Below are 20,664 nucleotides of genomic sequence, written 5' to 3'. Positions count from 1 at the left end.
TGCGGCCCTTTTTCATCTGCATCCGTGGCGATCAGCCATTAAGCTGCTGCTGCGCCCAAATGATGCCAGAAGCGTATTCCGCTGGCAGCAGCGGTTGTAGCGCCGCCAGTGCCGCACTCAGCGCGGCGGTGTCGTTGTCGCACAGGTTCAAATGGCCCACCTTGCGTCCTTCACGTACCGCTTTCTCATACCAGTGCAGATGCACCAGCGGCTGCGACAGCCAGTCGGCATTCAGATCGGTGCCGATCAGGTTGATCATCACCGACACCGCACCGATCGCGGGCGTTGGCATCGGTAAATCGAGAATCGCCCGCAGATGCAGTTCAAACTGGCTGATGGAGGCACCATTCTGCGTCCAGTGCCCGCTGTTATGTACGCGCGGCGCCAGTTCGTTAATCAGCAAACCCTGTGGTACCACAAAGCATTCCATCGCCATCACACCGACATAATCGAGCTCCTGCAGAATAGCGCCCAGCATGCGCTCGGCTTCCTGCTGCAGCGCGTCATCAGCCTGAGGAAAGGCGACGCTGGCGCGCAGAATGCCTTCCTCATGCAGATTATGCGTCAGCGGATAAAACACGGTGTGCCCGGCACGATTGCGCGCACCCACCAGCGACACTTCACCGCTGAAGGCGATGCCTTGCTCAACAATACATTCGCCGTAGCAGTCGTCGGGCAGGCTGTCAGCGCTGTCAGCGCGCAGCCGCCACTGACCACGGCCATCGTAACCTCCGGTGCGGCGTTTAACGATCGCCAGCTCGCCTAAGGTGGCAAACACCTGCGGCCACTCGGTTTTTGCTGCCAGCAGCTGCCACGGCGCGGTGGCGAGACCAAGACGGTCAAGCAGCTGCTTCTGCGTCAGACGATCGGCCAGCTGCGGGAAAATATCGCGGTTAACAAAAGCGGGATGACGCGCCAGTTCGCGGGTCAGCGCGGTTTCCGGCCAGCGCTCAATCTCAGCGGTAATCACGCTTTGCTGAATCGGCAGGCTGTCCGGCTCGGCGTCGAGCCCGACCGGATAAACGGCGATGCCCAAGGGTTCACCCGCCTGGCGCAGCATGCGTCCCAGCTGGCCGTTGCCCAGTACGCAAACTGACTTCATGCCTCCTCCCGCGGATCCGGATGGTTCAACACCTCATCGGTTTGCGCCTGGCGCCAGTTCTGCATGCGTGTCGCCAGTTCAGCGTCGTGCAGCGCAAGAATCTGCGCCGCCAGCAGCGCCGCGTTAGCCGCGCCCGCTTTGCCAATCGCCAGCGTACCGACCGGAATACCGCGCGGCATCTGCACGATGGAGTAGAGGCTGTCGAGGCCGCTCAGCGCTGCGCTCTGCACCGGCACGCCCAGCACCGGCACCAGCGTTTTGGCCGCAATCATGCCCGGCAGGTGCGCCGCACCGCCTGCGCCCGCAATAATCACCTGAAAACCCTGGTCAGCCGCCTGTTCGGCAAAGCTGAACAGCTTATCCGGCGTACGGTGTGCTGACACCACTTCGGTATGAAACGGGACGTTAAGCGAGGTGAGGATTTCCGCAGTAAATTGCATGGTTGCCCAGTCACTTTTTGAACCCATGACGATGGCGATACGGGCCGGGGCGGCGTTGGATGACATGCGGTCAGCTCCTGTCGAGTGAAATCAATGCATACGTGCGCAGCGGCACAGGATTTGAAGGGCACCGAGAATAGCATGTCATGCCCGCAAGGAAAACGGTTGCGTCGCCGTAAAACGGGCAATTTAGAAGGGGAATTCCACCAGCCTGATGCCGCTGGCGTCCAGCACGATCATCGATCCCCGTTCATGCCAGGCGCCGAGCACCGCGCGTTCGCCCTCGGCGGAAACGTGTACGGCAGGACGATGGGTATGACCGTGAATCAGCAGACTCACCTGATGACGCTGCATCGCCTCCTGCACCGCGGCGGCATTCACATCCATGATCGCCTGCGATTTATGCTGATTGGCCTGCTGGCTGTCGGCGCGCATACGCGTGGCCACTTTTTGTCGCAGAAACAGCGGCAGTGCCAAAAACAGCGTTTGCAGCCAGCGCTGATGCACTTTACGGCGGAAACGTTGATAGCCCTGATCATCGGTACACAGCGTGTCGCCATGCATGATCAGCACGCGATGACCGTACGCACTCAGCACCTGCTCTTCCGGCAGCAACTGCATGCCGCTGGCGCGGGCATAGCGTTTGCCGAGCAGGAAATCGCGGTTGCCGTGAATAAAATAGACCGGCAGCGGCAGGGCGTTCAGCGCGGCGGCTACCTGCGCATGCAGCGGATTAGGATCGTCGTCACCAATCCACACTTCAAACAGGTCGCCAAGGATATAAAGCGCATCGGCCTGATGCGCTTCTCGCTGCAAAAAATGCAGAAAACCGGCAGTAATTGCCGGTTCTTGCTGACACAGATGGATATCTGCGATGAAGAGCGTGCGCGACATTACTCGCTGACGATCACTTTCTGGATCACCACGTCTTCTTTTGGCACATCCTGGTGCATGCCGCTGCGGCCAGTTTTCACCGCTTTGATAGCGTTAACCACGTCCATGCCTTCAACCACTTCGGCAAACACGCAGTAGCCCCAACCCTGCAGACTTTCGTCGCGGAAGTTCAGGAAGTCGTTGTCTGCTACGTTGATGAAGAACTGCGCGGTCGCGGAGTGTGGCGCGGAAGTACGTGCCATCGCCAGCGTGCCCACGGTGTTTTTCAGACCGTTGTTGGCTTCGTTGCGGATTTCGTCTTTGGTCGCTTTCTGCGTCATGCCCGGCTCAAAACCGCCGCCCTGAACCATGAAGCCATTAATCACGCGATGAAAAATGGTGTTGTCATAAAAGCCTTCACGGCAATAATCCAGGAAGTTTTTGACGGTCGCAGGGGCTTTGTCATCAAAAGTCTTGATCACGATGTCGCCGTGATTAGTCTGGAAGGTAACCATAATTTCGTCCTGTTCAGTATATTTGTCAGTGCCGGCGGCGGGTGAATCCTGCCTGCCATTTAATAGACGTTTCTTATATCACAATTTGCTATGACACGTCAGCCCACCGCGCGCGCCTTGCTTTACATCGCGCGAGCGTGAAAAATACGGCACAATATCAAATTCATATTTGTTAACCCGCACACGTAAAAACGGAATGTCTCAATGCTAAAGATTTATAACACCCTGAGTCGTCAGAAAGAGGAGTTCAAACCTATTCATGCCGGTAAAATTGGCATGTACGTGTGTGGCATTACCGTTTACGACCTCTGTCACATTGGTCACGGCAGAACCTTCGTGGCCTTTGATACCGTGGCGCGCTACCTGCGTTACTGCGGCTACGAGGTCAACTACGTGCGCAATATCACCGATATTGATGACAAGATCATCAAACGTGCCAATGAAAACGGTGAAAGTATTTACGATCTGACCGATCGCATGATCGCCGAGATGCACGCCGATTTTGCCGCGCTGAACATTCAGCCGCCGGATGTTGAGCCACGGGCAACGCAGCATATCAGCGAGATCGTCGAGCTGGTGGAAAAGCTGATTGCGCGTGAGCACGCCTACGTTGCCAGCAACGGCGACGTGATGTTCTCGGTGGCCAGCGATGCGGATTACGGCGTGCTGTCGCGCCAGGATCTGGAGCAGCTGCAGGCGGGTGCCCGTGTTGAAGTGGCAGATGTTAAGCGCAACGCGATGGACTTCGTGCTGTGGAAAATGTCCAAGGCGGACGAGCCGGGCTGGCCATCGCCGTGGGGCAAAGGGCGTCCGGGCTGGCATATTGAGTGTTCAGCGATGAACTGCAAACAGCTGGGCGAACATTTCGATATTCACGGCGGCGGTTCCGATCTGATGTTCCCGCACCATGAAAACGAGATTGCACAATCGACCTGCGCGCACGACGGCCCGTACGTCAACTACTGGATGCACTCCGGCATGGTGATGGTGGATCGCGAGAAGATGTCTAAATCGCTCGACAACTTTTTCACCGTGCGTGACGTGCTGGCGCATTATGACGCTGAAACCGTGCGCTATTTCCTGATGTCTGGTCACTATCGCAGCCAGCTTAACTACGGCGAAGATAACCTGAAGCAGGCGCGAGCGGCGCTGGAACGTTTATATACGGCGCTGCGTCAGACCGACGCTCAGGCTGCGGTAGCGGGTGGAGAAGAGTTTGAAGCCCGTTTCCGTGCGGCGATGGATGACGATTTCAATACGCCGGAAGCCTATTCGGTGCTGTTCGATCTCGCGCGCGAAGTGAATCGTCTGAAAAGTGAATCACCGGAAGCGGCCAACGGCCTGGCTGCACGTCTGCGTCAGCTCGCGGGTATCGTTGGGTTGCTGCAACAGGATGCGGAAAGCTTCCTGCAAAGCGGCGCGCAAAACAGTAATGATGAAGTGGCGGAGATCGAAGCGTTGATCAAAATGCGTAACGACGCGCGTCAAAGCAAAGACTGGGCGCAGGCCGACGTGGCACGCGACAAGCTCAATGCGCTTGGCATCATTCTGGAAGATGGCCCGCAGGGCACCAGTTGGCGTCGTAAGTAATCTGTAATAAAGGCGCCTTCGGGCGCTTTTTTTTGGCTTGCTGAGTGGTGCAGAACGGTAAAAGAGGTGGCGGGGAAAAGCATTGCCCTCCGCAGAGGGCAGGGCAATCAGGCGACAACGGTCACGCTGTTGTCGGCAAAGCTCACCGTCTGGCCCGCTTTGATTTTGCAGCGCTTGCGGGTTTCCACATTGCCATCGACGGTAACGTGGCCTTCCGCGATCAGCGATTTGGCCATCGCGCCGCTTTCCACCCAGCCTTCCAGCTTCATTAAGTCGCACAGATCAACGTGCTCGTGTTTGTCTAAAGAAAAAGTCGCCATTGTTAAGCCTTTGCTCCATCGTGATATTCTTCGCACGCCTGCAGCGTGTTCTGGATTAGCGTCGCCACGGTCATCGGGCCAACGCCGCCCGGTACGGGCGTAATATAGGCGGCGCGCGCTGACGCTTGTTCGAAATCAACGTCGCCGACCACTTTACCGCTCTCAAGACGGTTAATACCGACATCAATCACAATTGCGCCGGGTTTGATCCATTCGCCGGGAATGAAGTTAGGTTTACCTACTGCCACAACCAGCAGATCGGCATGTTCAACGTGATGGCGCAGATCGCGGGTAAAACGGTGCGTGACGGTGGTGGTGCAGCCCGCCAGCAACAATTCCATGCTCATTGGGCGCCCAACGATATTAGAGGCGCCAACCACCACGGCATTCAGGCCGTAGGTATCGATATTGTAGCGCTCCAGCATCGTGACGATGCCGCGCGGCGTGCAGGGACGCAGCTTGGGTGAACGCTGACAAAGGCGGCCGACGTTATAAGGATGGAAACCATCCACATCTTTATCGGCGGCGATGCGCTCCAGCACCTTAACGTTGTCGATACCGGCGGGCAGCGGCAGCTGAACCAGAATGCCGTCGATTTCACCGTCAGCATTCAGGGTATCGATCAGTTCCAACAGCTCCGCTTCGCTGGTGGTAGCAGGCAGATCGTAAGAGCGGGAGATAAAGCCAACCTCTTCACACGCACGACGTTTGCTGGTGACATAGATTTGTGAGGCAGGATTTTCGCCAACCAGCACCACTGCCAGACCGGGCGCGCGTTTGCCTGCGCTCAGACGCTGCTGAACTTTTTCCGCAACCTCTTGACGCACCTGCTGCGCAATCGTTTTACCATCAATAATTTTTGCTACCATCAGAGAGGAAATCCACTGTGTTGAGTTGAAACGGGGGAGTTGCGCCTATTCTGGCAGAAGCGGTGGCGTCTGTCAGGCATTGAATTATCTGAAGTTGCGCAGAACTTCAGCATCAGAAGCGCCAGCGGCGCAAAAACGTTGACTCACCGGTCGCTGACCGTATAATTCGACCCAACTCCATGCGCCCTTAGCTCAGTTGGATAGAGCACCGGCCTTCTAAGCCGTAGGTCACAGGTTCGAATCCTGTAGGGCGTGCCATTTTCAGGTCAACACACCTCTACTGAACTCTCTTTCTTTGCTTTATACTCCCTGATATCGCTGGATTTTTCTGTCGCGAGCTCAACCAAAGTCTACTCAGTTCAACCCAAATCAATTGGTGTCTGGGGGCCTTTGCGGGGGCTCATCTCGTTCAATGGAAATTAGGGGCCCCCTATGCCACTAAATGCACGGCAGATCGACACTGCAAAACCAAGAGAGAAAGAATACAAATTAACGGATGGCGGCGGGCTCTACCTGCTGATCAAACCCAACGGTGCTAAATACTGGCGCTTAAAATATCGCGTGCTGGGTAAAGAGAAAAAGCTCTCTATCGGTGTTTATCCCGATATCTCATTGGCAGATGCTCGTTTGAAGAGAGAGGAAGCACGCAAGGTTGTTGCGCTTGGTGGAGATCCAAGCGAAGAGAAGCGGGTTGAAAAACTGGCGCAGAAAGCGAGTGTTGAAAATAACTTCAAATCAATCGCGCTGGAATGGCATGAATATAAGCGTGCTGGATGGTCGAAAGGCTACGCTGATGACTTGATGGAAGCATTTGAAAACGACATTTTCCCAGATCTCGGTAAGCGGCCTATTGCAGAGATAAAGCCCTTGGAGATGCTAACGACACTGCGTAAGTTAGAGAAGCGTGGTGTGCTCGACAAACTGCGTAAAATCCGACAGGCTTGTAATCAAGTATTTAGATACGCGATTGTTACTGGCCGAGCGGAGAGCAATCCTGCTTCTGAGCTATCTAGTGCTTTGGCAACGCCTAAGTCGCAACATTTTCCTCATTTACTCGCTGAAGAGTTGCCTGAGTTCTTGCAGGCGTTAGAAGCCTATTCGGGGAGCCCAATTACTCGCCTTGCAACGCGTATTCTAATGCTGACCGGTGTGCGCACTCTTGAGCTACGTCTGGCGGAGTGGAAAGAGTTCGATTTCGATAAAGCTACTTGGGAAGTACCTAAAGAACGCATGAAGATGCGGCGACCTCATATGGTGCCGTTGTCAACTCAGGTGGTAGAAGCACTTCGCGAAATCCAAGCGGTTACAGGGCGATATTCATTGGTATTTCCGGGGCGGAATGACATCACCAAACCAATGAGTGAAGCGAGTATCAATCAAGTGCTAAAGCGAATTGGTTATCACGGGAAGGCGACAGGGCATGGATTCCGGCACACGATGAGCACGATCTTGCATGAGCAGGGGTATAACACTGCTTGGATTGAGTTGCAGTTGGCGCATGTGGACAAGAACACGATTCGTGGGACGTACAACCACGCGCAATATCTTGAGCAGAGAAGGGATATGTTGCAGTGGTATGGGGATTATATGGATGGCTTAGGGATAATAAATAGTACTGAGCTCCATAAAGCCATTTAAATGGGAAGTGCCGGTTTGAGTCCGGCCTTAGCACCATCGGAACATCAATAGACATCAACGAACGTCTTTTTTTTGCGCCTGAAATTAAGTATCTGCAAGGCTTTCCTCGCTTTTCACTCAGCCTAAGTCAATTTAGTTCAATCTACATCAATTTACTGATGTGGGTGCAATGGAGGGATATCGCGGTTCGATAATGTTTGTACCCGCACAGAGCCCTTGAAAGGATATTCATCATGGCTTTGAATGATGTGAAGGTTCGTTCGACTAAGCCAGAAGCAAAAGCCTATAAGCTGACTGAAGGCAAGGCATGGTGTTGCTGATTCACTCTATGAGACAAAAACGGAAGTATGCGGGCATGGATTCAGGACGATGGCTTGTAGCTCGTTGATTGAATCAGGATTGTGATCTAGGGATGCGATAGAACGGCAGATGAGTCACCAAGAGCGTAGCTCTGTACGAGCAGTTTACATACATAAGGCGGAGCATTTGGGAGAGAGAAGGCTGATGTTACAGTGGTGAGCTGATTATCTTGATGCGAATAGAGAAAAAGTTGTAAATAAACCCTTTTTAATTCCATGCACTTTTTGAGATCCCGGCCAAATGATATTGTAGTCGGTATTTCTCCGGTGTCAGATTGTTCAGAGATTCATGCGGACGTTCACTGTTATATTCCGACAACCATATTTCCGTAATTTCCCGTACTTCATTCAGCGTCCTGAATAGATAAAAATCAAGTACCTCAGTACGATATGTCCGGTTAAAGCGTTCAATGAAAGTATTCTGAGTCGGTTTCCCGGGTTGGATAAATTCCAGTTTTACTGTGTGCGTTTCTGCCCACTCAGCCAGCGTCAGTGAGATAAATTCCGGGCCATTGTCCATACGAAGCATCACGGAGTAACCCCGACTGGCTGCGATCCTTTCCAGCACACGAACGACACGCTGTGCCGGTAAATTCAGGTCGATTTCGATCGACAGCACTTCGCGATTAAAATCATCAACAACGTTGAATGTTCGAAAACGACGACCACAAATCAGGGCATCATGCATGAAATCAACTGACCAGCTCTGGTCCAGCGCTTCCGGTGTGGCAAGTGGTAATGGATTACGCACCGGCAGACGTTGTTTACCTTTATGACGAAAATTCAGCTTCAGCAGACAGTAAATACGGTGGACCCGTTTGTGGTTCCAGCGGTGCACCTGTCGTCGCAGCAACTGGAACAGCTTCGGAAAACCGTATCGTAGATACCGTTCAGCGACTGCCTGTGATGCGAAAATAACGGGTTTGTCACGTGTGGTATCCGGGCGGTAGTGGTAAACCGTTCTGCTCAGGTTCAGGCTCCGGCAGGCCTGACGGGTACTGAGCCCGAATGTGGTTATCAGATTTGTTGCTAGCTCACGCTTAAAGGCTGGTTTCAGAGCTTTATTTCAATGACATCTTTCAGTGCACGACACTCAAGACTCAGATCAGCAAACATCTGCTTAAGACGTTTATTCTCATCTTCAAGGTCTTTTATCTTCTTATTATCATCCACTTACATGGAGCCGTACTTAGATTTTCAGTTGTAGTAAGTCGCTTCAGAGATGCCGGCCTCACGGCAGACATCTTTCACGGTTCGTCCGGCTTCAACCGATTTAATTACGGTGATGATCTCATGCTCAGTAAAACGGGCTTTACGCATAGCGATCTCCTTCGTTGGCAGAATGAGTATGCCGGAAGATCTCTAAATGTGAATGGCACGATTATGCGGGATGCTTACAGTGCTATGATGGTTTTTTATCGGAGCCGTTTTTCCGGTTAGCTTCCACATCCTGAGCTAGATGAGAATCCGGTTCTGCAGCCAGTGCGGTTTCGGTTAACTGTTTGATTAAATGGGTTAATATATCATCTTTACCGGTTAATGCCAGACCGGACTAAAGAGCTTTATCAAAATCGAAGGGCTTGAACATGTGTCACTCCTTTCTATTTAGATATTACTGGAATGACACAGAATTTCTAACACTCCCCATTGGCTTCGCACTGAGTTAAGCCGACATATGTTCTAAATCAATTTTTTAAAATGCGTCTCTAAAAAAGACATTTGCCTATACGGCTGTCAACGTATCACCACCATGTTTAGTTACCCTTGGGCGACACTGGATCTTCATTGCATCACTTACAAATGCATTGTCATTTGCTTTACTGGACCAGATATATGCCTCGCCTGGTTTTAACGCTCCTAGCTTCTCAGGTGTTAGAGATTTCAAACCGATACAGGCTTTTTGAATATGCTTTAACCAATCTGGAGCGTTGAACTTATGCAGAATTATCTGTGAAGATAGCTGAATAAGTTCGACCGGTACAGACGGCGGGTCTTGGCTGGCAATCATGACACTGGTACCCTTGTGGCGCATTTCCCGAACCGTTTCCACAAGACCTTTTACTAGGTCAGGACTATCTATGTACTTATGACACTCATCAAAAACAATCAGTTTGTTAAAAGAATGCCCTTGGTATTTGGCTTCCGAGAATATTTGCAGAAGCACCACAAATAAACCTAGTGCCTCATCTTTTTCAATGAATTCATCCCGAACATCAACAACGATCATTCTGCCTGGTCGAATCAGCGAACCAACGTTTAATTGGTCATCAATGTACTGCTCAGCAAAATCCAAACGCATATCTGCTAGGTCTTTAAGAGACTCAGAAAGACTAGAGTTTTGTATCCCGTCTCTTATCGCTTGAATCGAGAGGTTATTTCGATTTTTACGCATAATATTGCCTAGTTGGCGAATATATGCGGCTTGGTTGCCGATAGCCCCCATCAAAAACTTCCAGTGCCCAGCTTGCAATTCAGAAGAACAAAACTTCAACGGATGCACCTCAATCCCAGGGTACTCAGCACGCCGTTCGTCTAACTTGTCTTCAGGAGCTAACAACACAACATCATCTAAGGAAGTTGGCTCCGCACCATATACTTCTCTGAGCTTAGCTAATTGCGTAACATCGTCATTTGGGGCGATCATCGATGTAAACTCAGGTTTATAGTCCTGAGTAGCGCTGTAGTGGAATATCACACTCGCCAACTCTTTATGTAGCGTATTGATCGATGGAATTGATTTAGTTGCCATCTCAACAACTGAACCTAATGTATAGCTTTTTCCCCCACCTTGAACACCAAATAAACTTAGTGTGTGAGTATGGTTTAAATCTAAAGCGATTTTCCGGCCATGGACCTCTCCCAATAGGCCGAACTGAGCAGAATCACCGTTGACACCAAGAACAATATCGTGAGGAACGACCTCAACTTCATTGCCAGCAGTTATGTTCGGATTGTATAAGTATACGTCTAGTGGTGGCTCTGGCTCTGGCTCTGGCTCTGGCTCTGGCTCTGCAGAATTAGCTACTATAGGAGCAGGATTATCAACAGATTTTGCTTCTTCAACGTTCTGACTAATCGACGTTGAAACAGTAGCCGACTCATCATCATTAAAAGGCAGTACTTTAATCGTTTCATTTTCTGAAGCATCGGGCCGCTCAGGCAAAGTGATCACAGCTTGGGATACCAATTCAGCCCAAGATACGGTTCTATCTCGCTCTTTATGTAAGAATTCGGCTGAAGTCAACTTAGGTAGCGTTAGTTCAAGTGAATCCAACGTCCCTTCACTTTGTTCATTATCCTCGGGGACTTTAGCTGATAGCAACTCGTCAATATGGTTTCGCCCAACACGATGAAACTCGATACCAACTTCTTTTTCAATGCCGGAACTATTCTGGCCAAAATCAAAAATAACAGCACTTCGGGTGATTGAAAGCTTGTATCCTTGCTCTAATGTTCTAAGCAAAAATTTTGCTTCATCGACAATCTCAGAACTCAATAAACCAAAACGCTCAGATCGTTTAAGGTAATGTTCAAGAAGGACACAGAGCTTTTGTGTTTTAACTAAGCGATCAGGTCTATCCGGTGTTGTACGCGTTAAATCAAAATGACGCTGAATAACACGCTCAGATTCTGAAATTTGCTCAGCGATGCTCTTTTTTAAGCTTTCGTACTTCGTCATATCGCCGACTTCTGAATAACACTTAACTTCGACTAAATTACAACGAATTGTGCGCGATGAAGCATCCAAATCGAACAATGCTAAATCTGTTCTTTTAAAGCTAACATCTGCACCTAGTTCACCATCAGCCCTTTGTAGTTCAGAATAAAGCTCAAGATGAGCATCTAAAGGAACTATGATCTGGTCCTTAAACACTCCTTGGTACTCAAGATAAAGTTTGGATAAGGCCAACCCTAAGGCTTCCGACTTTGAAGCGCTATTTGAGGCCAGTTTTAGCGCTAGCCTACCTGACAACGCTCTGAGAGAATCTAAAACCCGCGTCGCCTTATCTACATTAGGAACAATTTGATGCTGTTCTAACGTCCCTCTCAATAAAGCTTCTATTTCTGTAGTCGAACGCGAAGTAATAACAAAGTTGTGCGTATTTGAAGAAGCCATTTCAGGGCTGTGATCAATCAGATAATCAGGACGCCCATCTTTACCACCGTGATCAAAAAATTCAATTCCCAGGTTTCTATCCACAGTGAATACCCAGTCACTGACTTCATGTAATTGATTTAACAAAGCTCTTTCAGTGCTATCAAGTGCCAACCTGACTACTGGAACCTGTTCTAATGAAAAATCGCCCGTCGCCAATGATGCGGTTATTGCCGAGATCATTTTAGGCAGTTTTGCTATAGTCTCCGATACTTGGCCGCCGAAAAGAATTTTTGCAGCACCATGCCTCGTGTGGCGATCCCAAGCAACAACCCCATTCTCATCGAAATAATCAATGCAATAGTCCTGATACAACCCGTGTATAGGCGCAACTTGTTCATCCACCTGAGGTTTTACTACCGATAACTCTTGTGCAGGGAATACATCGAATAACATGCTTAGATGAGACTGAAACTCATCAGGCGACTGCTCAAATTCAGAGCTCGCTCTGAGCGAAATACTTAATTTCGGCTGCAAGTGATTTTCGGCTGAATGAAATAGCTGGTTTTCATTCTCACTTTCTTCGTCACTATTTATTAGCTTAAATAAATCAGAACCTACTTCTGTCGCATATGGATCAGCTACGAATAGACGAATATCAAAACTAATATGCTTTAGCTCCGCTTTCTTTCTCAAAGCCAACAACATACCCGCTACTGCTCCTGCAGACCCCGCGTTAAATACATTGATCGATAAACAGTTCACATAGGGATGTTGTATCAAATATCTTTCGACTTTTGTGGCTAGAAAGGCACTACTTTGCTTACCAACTTGCTGGTAATCATTTTTAATACCAAATGCAGTTTTAATTTTATCAATGAGTGCTTGTGGCTCTTTTTCTTGTGCAGACGACAGAATACTCCAAAATGGATGAATACTATCAAGTGCGACCATCAACTGGCCCTGAGAGTCTGGCAGTACGTAAGGAAAATTGGTTAACGAGAGTTCTTCTAATAAACTGTTTTTAGTCCCAACCGCGATTTCCTTACCAACCTTCTCACTCTGTCTTGCCCAGCCTTCCGCAAGAGAAGCCCATCCACTTAGCCATAAAGCCCTTAGTGGATGTGTAGGCCCCAGTAACATCGCCTTTTTATAGCTGCCGTCATAATTCCATATCACGATTGAAAGTGAATCCAAGCGAAGTAACGCTGCTAATTCAGTCGAATAGTCATGCCCATTTTCAGTTTCCTGAAATACCGCTGCTAGGTATTCTAGATAGCTGCTGGAATACAGGTAGGCTTCATGTGATGAAGACACATGATCATGAGCGACAGAAACCAGCTCTTTCTCATCTTGATGTATAATTTGAAAATACGTTTCACGTGCTACTTTAAACTTTTCAAACTGACTTTCTACACCCTTTATTGGCCAATTTACAGCATCGGCACCAGACTCACTTGCTTCTTGATTGCGAATTTCTACACGCCATGTCAAAGCAGCCATTGGATTAGCTAGAATTTTTTGCTCAAAGTTTTTTAAGTAAGTGGTAACGGGAATTTGAATACCACTTCCTTTCTTGAGTTTCACATTGACGATCGACTCAGCCTTACTCTTACTATCTTGCCAAGTCGTTTCCATTACTTCAGCATTACTAAATTTCCCAGTTTCGATGACGTTGGCAAATTCAGCTTTAATCTTCGCATGCGCTAATGACGCCTCTCTGACTTTTCGCCCCTCAATCGGCTCAACCTCAGCATCTGCCGCTGGCAATACATAAAACAGCTCACTTTCATTAATTCGTGAGCCAGCTTCCTCCGCACTGGACGTACCCCACGGTATTGGACACTGTTTGTCATCAACCAAAGGTAATAATTCATCGTTTTCATCAAATGCTTGAATTCGAATGTAATGCCATCCTTCTTCCCATTCGATTCCAGTCAACTTGTTAAACGTGATAGTGACTGTGGATTTTGATGTAGCTTTACCTACCTTAATTAACCCAACAAAATCACCTTGTTGAGTAAACACCTGAGCTTTATATTTCGCTAACCCATTAACTTCACTAGGTTTTGGTGAAACAGAAAAAGTCACAGAAAACTTTTTCAAACTACCTTGGCCGGTAGTTAATACTTGTTGGCCAATCAGCTGTTGTAAGTTTAAGTCTGTTTCATCATCAGAAATAAGCGGCAAACCAACCTCAGTCACCGTTAAACAAACCGTATCAGTGGCATCTTCCTCATACTGAAAGCGCCACTTATCAAAAGTGAGTGCCCAGTTGCTGCTATCCACCACTAATTGCTTGCGCCAACTGCTATCGAGTAGATTTTCCTGATCATTCAAAAAGAGCGCTAATCTCTTATTAAAATCTTCACCTTCTAGCTGCAGGTCATAAACGGTCGCAATCGCTGATTTCTCAGAGCGGTTTATAATTTGTACACTCTCGCGATTTTTAACTAATTTGCGTACCAACATGGAATGATCTTGATGCAACTCAAGATCAGGAATCAGCCCCAGCTCGTAAAGAGCAGCACCAGCAACACTTGGATCAAAGCCATTCACCTTAATTGTTAACGCGTATCGCAACCATTGATAAGCACTGAGTTTTAGCGCCGCCTTTTCTTGAAGAATGAAGTAAACTTCGTCTAACAACCGCTTAATCGGATCGGGAGATTCAGCCTTTACTTGATTAAACGCCAGCCAATAAGCATCTGAAATATCAATTTGCTCAAAGGTCGCTGCACCAAAAGAGTCTTCAGAGGACGTTTTTAATTCATTTGGTACAAAAATCAGTAATGGCTGGCGAAGCTGGCCGTGTTCATCAGGGTTTCGCAGTTCAACAAGCTTCGTACTGGTAACCGAAAAATTACGAGTCGCTTTCATTGCCAATACGGCAACTTGGGCATACTCAACAGCCCCAGATACTACTTCACTAAGCTGATACATAAGCTCAGTTTCTAAATCAGATACCTTCATGCAGTGGCCCGCACCGCGAGTTTCTAGTAACATCCTAAACTTAGGTACAAGGACACTGATTAAGCTGCCGTCAATATCTGACTTAATAACAGTTTGAATTCCCTTAATCATGCGCTACGTCCTTTCATGCTCTCATTTTGCTTACTATTTATCTGATATCTTGGAGTAACCGTTTGTGTTACATACGCATCAGAAAGATCGCGATAAAAACCAATTTCTCGTAACCGGCGCTTAAAACCAGATAAGTTATCTCTAAGCGCTTTATTCACATCAATTGATGACTCACAGAAAGCATCAGTGTCAGGTAATGAATCAATAAAAATGCCATATCGTTCTTTTAAGAAAGTTAACAACTCATCGACTCTCAACTCTTTAGTGTGAAATCCCAAGTCACCACCTTTGGTAAGTACGGCTAGCTGTAACAGCACCTCTAACAGACGTCCATCAACGCTAAACCTACGTCCACCAGTGCTACCACTTTGTTGTTCTAACAAAGCGCCAGGCTTATTTTTGAGCATAAAACTATCTAGGTTTTTGACTAAGCCAGAACGGATCGCATTACCTTGTACAAACAACAAAATTTCTATGTAGGTTTCATACTCAGGTAAGCCAAGTTGGGTAATAGCATGAATCTCCGGCGGAATATCTTCTGATTCATGAGCAGATGACACTGACGCATCTAAAATTCCAGCATTACGCTGACCAAAAAACTGATCGCGCTCTTGCTCTAACGGCGACTCCAGCAGAGTAAACAAATCAGGCACTGACATTTGTTTTATCGATTTTGAACCCGATAATTTGCCTTTTTTCGATAGATACTCTGCAAACTCATCGAGTTTTTTAACGCCGAAATAGGCTTTAATAAAAGCAGGAATACGTTTGTAATGTAACGTCGCACTTCGCTCAGCCATCGATTCACTCAAGCCATTAGCGCCATTTGTCATGTCCACATAGATGGCCGTCTTTTGTTTATTGCTCTCTTGGAGATTACGGCCCTTACTCTTAGCCAAAGCAGGCAGCAACTTGAACAATTTCAATTGGTATAGCGCCAAGTGAAAGGCTAACAATATCTTTATGTACTCAACCATCACTGACCGAGGAATATACTGGCGATACGTCAGTAACTTAATGATATCTTCAGCTAGAATATCCGCAGCCTGTTGATTAAGCGGCGCAAAACGTTCTTGTAAGTCAGCATGATCAGGCGCGTCCGACTTCACTTGATCAGACAGCCTTAATATTGCCTGCGTTTCGACATCTACTTGCGACAAATTATCATACTGGCCTGTCGTAGAATCTACACCAGCAAAGAAAAACTGTTTGAGTCGGTTAATCGCGGTCTGACCATTATTGGCATGGTATAGCAACTCATATACTTGCTTAGAGGCACCATAATCCCGGCAATTTTTAGGATTTCGAAACAAATAAGTATTACCGTGAAGTGGTCTAGGTGCAGCAACGGCTTCGTTAGCCTTACCACGATTAATTAGGTCCACCAGATGGGTTTCAATCCACTTTTCAATAGTAATGGGTGCTTGAGAGAAGTTTTTAAAATGTTTCCCGTTACGAGAGTCTAGAAACTCGTCTTTAAACAACTCAACCGTCATACCTTTAGCACTTAGTTTACTGGAAGCTCCATTGTGCTTAAGCCGAGCGAATAGATGAGTTAAAACTCTGTCCATTTCGACAATTTTGTAATCGAGATAGCTCACCTTATTAGTGCGAAAAGCCTTATCTTTTTTACCTAACTTCATGGCTGAATCTCCGCTACCAATCGTTCTAACTGCAAAACACCACCTTCGTCGCGGGTTATTTTTTCATACTGTTGGCCGTTGGTAGTTAGCAAAACCTCTTGATAGGGCGCTGAAGCCAGTACGTTCTTAAATACGGTTAAACTTAAATAAAAACTCTGCTCCGCTTGGGCTGAAGGCACGTAGCCCTGGTTAAGACGATGCAGCATTTCAAACAAATCCAAATCCAATTCTAACTCTGCAGTAAGACCGGTTGCATCTTGGTACTTCAGCAATAGTGACTGTGGGCTATGTTCCACAAATGAAGAGTTCATCGCTGAGTCTTTCACTTCAATTGAAAAAACATCCGATGGGAATAAGCGATAATTTCTAATAGTGCCTAAATGTACCTTACGTACTTGCATCGCCAGTTGACCATTAAAATACATCGGGTTATGCAAACCTTCACCACGATTAATTGCATTAATGGCAAGCGATTTCGCTTCATTCAGTAATGCACTGTCTCCGAGGTAACGTACTAATAACTTCGCTGAACGATAAGGCAGTAATGTTTGCCAATTTTCTCCACGGCGCTCAAAGTATGCCTTTCTGCGTAACATCCCAACCAAATTACGATGAGATAGGTAGCGTTCCTTACTCTCACTTAATGCCGTGCCATTGGGTAAGCTCTGATGAGCATTGGCCAGGAGTTGGGTTTCGTGTTCACTACGCTGCTCGAACTGTAACCAATCAACAGCATCTAAGCCTAAGAAATCCAGTCCGCGATCTAAGCGCACGTCAGACCCTTGAGCAATATCGGTTTCTCTTAGCAGCTTTAGCAATCTATCTTGCGTACTGTCGTTACCGCACCAAGCGTTAAAGTAATAGCCATAAAGAATTTTGTCGCCTTCGCCATTGGCATAGATTTCTTTAATTTCGTTACAGGAGTATTCACCGACTAGCGTATAACTCAGTGCCGAACGCAAATCACGCATCGTGATATGTAGCTGATTTCGTAAACTGGTCAGTTTGTAAATATACTTCAAACGCTCGATGACTTTAGGTCCAGTTTGCTCGTCCTGAAAGGTAGCAATATTGTGCTTAACGTAGCATTTGTCTTTTAGCGCACAATAATCACAGCCTTGCCAAACCTTGGCCGACGTCATTTTTCCGATGATGCGCTCAAAAATAGATTCAGGTTGATTTTGAGTCGAAGCAAGCACATCACGCATGTTCAGGTTTACTACCGCCACGTCATTTTGCACTGAACCATCTTTTAAACTTTGTTCAACTAAGGCTTTAAGAGCGGAAAAGCCTTCCGAGTGTTGGCTTAAAAAGTCGACTAGCCGACCTTCGTTAATGGCAATTAACCGGGTTTCATGGTGTGGCCACGTATTTGAATCGTCACCTCGATAGACAGTAAAAAACTCTTCGAGTACCACATCATTATCTTTGCTACCTTCGTCTTGACTACCATCGTAGTTAGTCAGGTATTTGTGACCATTTATCTCAAACCAACTGCCATTCCCTTGTGCATTTAAGTGAACGCTCGTACCTTGCGCCTCAACCTGAGACTCCAATTGCTGCAGAAATGCGGTTTTACCATCACCGGCATTACCGGTAATTAGCACTAAGCGCAGTTGCCCAGCCAGAGTTGCTGGAGCAAGCTCGGTATCCAAGGCGGTTTCTACGTAAATTAACTTTGCGTAATCATCTAAGCCACGGGTACCCGCATTTGAGTGACGACTTTGGCTATGCAGCGTCAGCATAAAATCATGAAACGCAGATTTACTTGGGTTAGAGCCGTCAGCAAGAGGCGGCAAATGAAATTGCGAAGTACTTTCTTCCGATAAAGTTTGTGCCTTTTTCAACTGCTGGACTTTATTCAATGCTTTCAGCAATTGCTCGGCAGATTCAAAACGGTCAACTCGTTTAGGGGCGATCAGTTTTAGCAGTACCGCCGAAACATCATCGGTTAAATTAAAGCTCTGGGTAAACTCATTGGGGTGACGTGCTAACTCATCCATAGGTGGGTACTGCACATTGGCCCATGGGTATTCACCGGTCATGGCACGATACAGGGTTATGCCCAAGGCATATATATCCCTGTCAACCAAATCAGAGGCTTGCGGTGTTTCGGTAATGCTTAAATCTGGTGGTAAATACTTTCTTGAACCGCCCCCTAAGGTTAGATCTTCAGCATCTACCGATACGTTAAAATCGATGATACGAACTTTACCGTCTTTCCAAATCAGGTTTTGTGGTTTGATGTCACAGTGGAAAATATTATGCTCGTGTAAATGCTGCAACCCTTCCGCTACTTGCTTGGACATAGTCCACACTTCGTGTGCCGTTAATGAGCGCTGCTGGATCAGCTCACTTACATCTAGTCCTTCAAGGTACTCAAAAACAATATAAGGCGGGCCTTGATTAGGTAGCACGTCTGCATCGTACACCTTTACCACATAGGGGTGCTCTGGCAGTTTTACCAAGGTGCGGTATTCCTGCTTTAAACGCTCTAATACCGATTCTCTATCATTCAAAATCAGCTTCACCGCACGCGAAACATCACCAAAGGTATCCGTTACCTTATACACAATACCAAAACCGCCAGGTTTACCCAGCGGTTGCTGCACGACGTATTTATTAGTTAGCTGGTAGCCACTCGGTAAGCGCTTGTAATTGACTGAAGGCTCATGGGTATTGTGCGCTTTAACACTCAATTGTGAGGATTTATTAGGCTCAATAGCGTTTACTGCTGCTTTGGGTTGCCAGAGTGCATTAAATTGCGCCAGCGCATCTTCTGGGCTTGGCCGTTGCTGTGCCTCTTTGTGACATAGAGTTTGAAGCCAATTATCAAATTCTGCTGGTAGCTGTTTATATCGCTCACTTAACTTTGTACTGAACAGACACGATTTTTCGATAGCTTGGGTGACCGAATCAAAGGCAGCGTCACCGCTAAACAGCTCAAAAATAACCAGACCTAAACTGTAAATATCCGAGGCGCGGCTGGCTGCATGGCTATCAGCCCACAGTTCGGGGGCTTTATAACGGTTTGAGATCCGCTGCTGTACTTCGTCGGCAATCGTGGTAGTGTTTTCAGCCCCTATGCGAGCATAGTCAAAATCAATCAGCCTTGGCTGACCATCTGCCCCCATTAAGATATGCTCAGGGGTAATGTTGCGATGAACCACGTCATTGCGGCATAAATGCTCTAACGCCAGCAACAAGTCATTAACGATGCGCTTCTTCTGATCTAATGTGAGCAGTGAGCTTGCGTCTTTAAGCTTTTTGCTAAGTATTTCACCTGGAATGTCGTCGGTTAATAGCAAGTATTTATCTTGCGCTTCGGTAACAAAGAAGTCTTTCACGCCTATAATGGCGGAATGCGAGGGCATTTTTGCAATCGCACGATAAGCGTTTTCAATCAGGCGTTTTTGCTTGCTTCGCTCTTCATCTGGCAGGTAGGGGTCGGCTTTATAGGCTTTAGCCAGTACAGTGCCGCCCTTACTGCCAGCGGTAATGTTAAATACTCTGTATTCCGTAAAATACTGATTATCGGACAAAGTTTCAGTCACTTCCCAGTTGCCAAAGCGTTCACCATGGCTGCGTTTTTTTGCCGACTTACCCAAAGCCTCTGCGATAATCTGAATGTACTTAGTCACATTGCGCTCAAAGCGTTCTGGAATACGGGCACTGTCGGTAAAGAAACGGGTGCTGTTTTTTAGTGCCACTACATGGCCGCGCTCGCGATCTTCCGGGTCTTTAAACTCGCAATCATCTATGGTGAGAACCACCGCAGTATCCACATAGATTTTTTTCAAATCTATATTTGCGCGATTTTGCTTACAAATGAGGCCCGATAACGATTTCGCATTGCCGCGTAATTTCGGCAATGGCGAGCGATAACTGTTGTGGGAGGTGTGCCACATGGTGCCGTCCACCTCAACTTGGCCGTGGATGCCTTTGGCATCCACTAAGTAAATTGCATGGGGCGCAACAACACAGATATCCACTTCAAACAGCTGGTCATACTGTTCAACTTCAAAGCTATGAATAATAAAGTAATCGTCGGGTAACTTTTCTTTTAACCAAGCGATGGCTTTACGCTCCTCATCGTTAACCACATCACCAATTGCAAATACCTGTGCCATAACCT

Annotated in this window: 11 protein-coding genes, 1 tRNA gene and 3 pseudogenes; 4 read left to right on the top strand and 11 right to left on the bottom strand. The window is 47.6% G+C overall.

The window, feature by feature from the left end; all coding sequences use genetic code 11:
• Positions 1-31 precede the first annotated feature (31 nt).
• From purK to ppiB, 4 genes are all read right to left on the bottom strand, one after another.
• Positions 32-1,102, bottom strand: coding sequence for a 5-(carboxyamino)imidazole ribonucleotide synthase (gene purK, locus ACJY2L_RS11515; protein WP_439212753.1), 1,071 nt, complete (start codon positions 1,100-1,102; stop codon positions 32-34).
• Positions 1,099-1,608 carry a 5-(carboxyamino)imidazole ribonucleotide mutase gene (gene purE, locus ACJY2L_RS11510; protein ID WP_439212754.1) on the bottom strand — a complete coding sequence of 170 codons (510 nt, stop codon included), beginning with the start codon at positions 1,606-1,608 and terminating at the stop codon, positions 1,099-1,101. The genes purK and purE overlap by 4 nt, the downstream gene beginning before the upstream one ends.
• A 123-nt stretch (positions 1,609-1,731) precedes the next feature.
• The gene (locus tag ACJY2L_RS11505) at positions 1,732-2,436 is read right to left on the bottom strand and encodes a UDP-2,3-diacylglucosamine diphosphatase (RefSeq protein WP_439212755.1); all 705 of its coding nucleotides are present in this window, start codon (positions 2,434-2,436) and stop codon (positions 1,732-1,734) included.
• Positions 2,436-2,930, bottom strand: a complete 495-nt coding sequence (gene ppiB, locus ACJY2L_RS11500; protein ID WP_067428558.1) for a peptidylprolyl isomerase B — start codon at positions 2,928-2,930, stop codon at positions 2,436-2,438. The genes ACJY2L_RS11505 and ppiB overlap by 1 nt, the downstream gene beginning before the upstream one ends.
• 204 nt (positions 2,931-3,134) lie before the next feature.
• Here ppiB and cysS point away from each other — a divergent pair, with 204 nt between their 5' ends.
• A complete protein-coding gene (cysS, locus tag ACJY2L_RS11495; protein ID WP_187487870.1) occupies positions 3,135-4,520 on the top strand; it encodes a cysteine--tRNA ligase in 1,386 nt (461 codons plus the stop codon).
• A gap of 107 nt (positions 4,521-4,627) precedes the next feature.
• Here the strand turns inward: cysS and ybcJ are convergent, their stop codons facing one another.
• A complete protein-coding gene (gene ybcJ / locus ACJY2L_RS11490) occupies positions 4,628-4,840 on the bottom strand; it encodes a ribosome-associated protein YbcJ (RefSeq protein WP_067428564.1) in 213 nt (70 codons plus the stop codon).
• A gap of 2 nt (positions 4,841-4,842) precedes the next feature.
• Positions 4,843-5,709, bottom strand: a complete 867-nt coding sequence (gene folD / locus ACJY2L_RS11485) for a bifunctional methylenetetrahydrofolate dehydrogenase/methenyltetrahydrofolate cyclohydrolase FolD (RefSeq protein ID WP_067428567.1) — start codon at positions 5,707-5,709, stop codon at positions 4,843-4,845.
• Positions 5,710-5,890: 181 nt separating this feature from the next.
• On the opposite strand from folD, the gene ACJY2L_RS11480 reads away from it, so the two are divergent.
• The 3 genes and pseudogenes from ACJY2L_RS11480 to ACJY2L_RS11470 form a co-directional block, all read left to right on the top strand.
• A tRNA-Arg gene (locus ACJY2L_RS11480) sits at positions 5,891-5,967 on the top strand.
• Positions 5,968-6,141: 174 nt separating this feature from the next.
• Entirely contained in the window at positions 6,142-7,347 is a 1,206-nt protein-coding gene (locus tag ACJY2L_RS11475) for a tyrosine-type recombinase/integrase (RefSeq protein WP_439212756.1), read from the top strand.
• Between the two features lie 327 nt (positions 7,348-7,674).
• A pseudogene (locus ACJY2L_RS11470) lies at positions 7,675-7,866 on the top strand (integrase); the annotation flags it as partial.
• Between the two features lie 48 nt (positions 7,867-7,914).
• Here ACJY2L_RS11470 and ACJY2L_RS11465 read toward each other — a convergent pair.
• The 5 genes and pseudogenes from ACJY2L_RS11465 to mads6 all read right to left on the bottom strand — a co-directional run bounded on the left by ACJY2L_RS11465 (position 7,915) and on the right by mads6 (position 20,659).
• Positions 7,915-9,026 (bottom strand): annotated as a pseudogene (locus ACJY2L_RS11465) (IS3 family transposase).
• Between the two features lie 91 nt (positions 9,027-9,117).
• Positions 9,118-9,252 (bottom strand): annotated as a pseudogene (locus ACJY2L_RS11460) (IS256 family transposase); the annotation flags it as partial.
• Positions 9,253-9,429: 177 nt separating this feature from the next.
• Positions 9,430-14,886, bottom strand: coding sequence for a methylation-associated defense system ATP-binding protein MAD8 (gene mads8 / locus ACJY2L_RS11455; protein ID WP_439212757.1), 5,457 nt, complete (start codon positions 14,884-14,886; stop codon positions 9,430-9,432).
• Entirely contained in the window at positions 14,883-16,529 is a 1,647-nt protein-coding gene (gene mads7, locus ACJY2L_RS11450; protein ID WP_439212758.1) for a methylation-associated defense system protein MAD7, read from the bottom strand. The genes mads8 and mads7 overlap by 4 nt, the downstream gene beginning before the upstream one ends.
• The gene (mads6, locus tag ACJY2L_RS11445) at positions 16,526-20,659 is read right to left on the bottom strand and encodes a methylation-associated defense system protein kinase MAD6 (RefSeq protein ID WP_439212759.1); all 4,134 of its coding nucleotides are present in this window, start codon (positions 20,657-20,659) and stop codon (positions 16,526-16,528) included. Before mads6 ends, mads7 begins: the two co-directional genes overlap by 4 nt.
• Between the last annotated feature and the right edge of the window lie 5 nt (positions 20,660-20,664).

This window comes from Duffyella sp. Ts4, assembly GCF_051851875.1.
GTDB classification, from domain to species: domain Bacteria; phylum Pseudomonadota; class Gammaproteobacteria; order Enterobacterales; family Enterobacteriaceae; genus Duffyella; species Duffyella gerundensis.
Note: the sequence above shows the minus strand (reverse complement) of the source record. Positions and strands in the feature narration are given on the sequence as shown.

What these genes read in the sequence shown, in the direction of transcription:
- purK (WP_439212753.1), bottom strand. Translation starts at nt 1,102, where the DNA reads ATGAAGTCAGTTTGCGTACTGGGCAACGGCCAGCTGGGACGCATGCTG.
- purE (WP_439212754.1), bottom strand. Translation starts at nt 1,608, where the DNA reads ATGTCATCCAACGCCGCCCCGGCCCGTATCGCCATCGTCATGGGTTCA.
- ACJY2L_RS11505 (WP_439212755.1), bottom strand. Translation starts at nt 2,436, where the DNA reads ATGTCGCGCACGCTCTTCATCGCAGATATCCATCTGTGTCAGCAAGAA.
- ppiB (WP_067428558.1), bottom strand. Translation starts at nt 2,930, where the DNA reads ATGGTTACCTTCCAGACTAATCACGGCGACATCGTGATCAAGACTTTT.
- cysS (WP_187487870.1), top strand. Translation starts at nt 3,135, where the DNA reads ATGCTAAAGATTTATAACACCCTGAGTCGTCAGAAAGAGGAGTTCAAA.
- ybcJ (WP_067428564.1), bottom strand. Translation starts at nt 4,840, where the DNA reads ATGGCGACTTTTTCTTTAGACAAACACGAGCACGTTGATCTGTGCGAC.
- folD (WP_067428567.1), bottom strand. Translation starts at nt 5,709, where the DNA reads ATGGTAGCAAAAATTATTGATGGTAAAACGATTGCGCAGCAGGTGCGT.
- ACJY2L_RS11475 (WP_439212756.1), top strand. Translation starts at nt 6,142, where the DNA reads ATGCCACTAAATGCACGGCAGATCGACACTGCAAAACCAAGAGAGAAA.
- mads8 (WP_439212757.1), bottom strand. Translation starts at nt 14,886, where the DNA reads ATGATTAAGGGAATTCAAACTGTTATTAAGTCAGATATTGACGGCAGC.
- mads7 (WP_439212758.1), bottom strand. Translation starts at nt 16,529, where the DNA reads ATGAAGTTAGGTAAAAAAGATAAGGCTTTTCGCACTAATAAGGTGAGC.
- mads6 (WP_439212759.1), bottom strand. Translation starts at nt 20,659, where the DNA reads ATGGCACAGGTATTTGCAATTGGTGATGTGGTTAACGATGAGGAGCGT.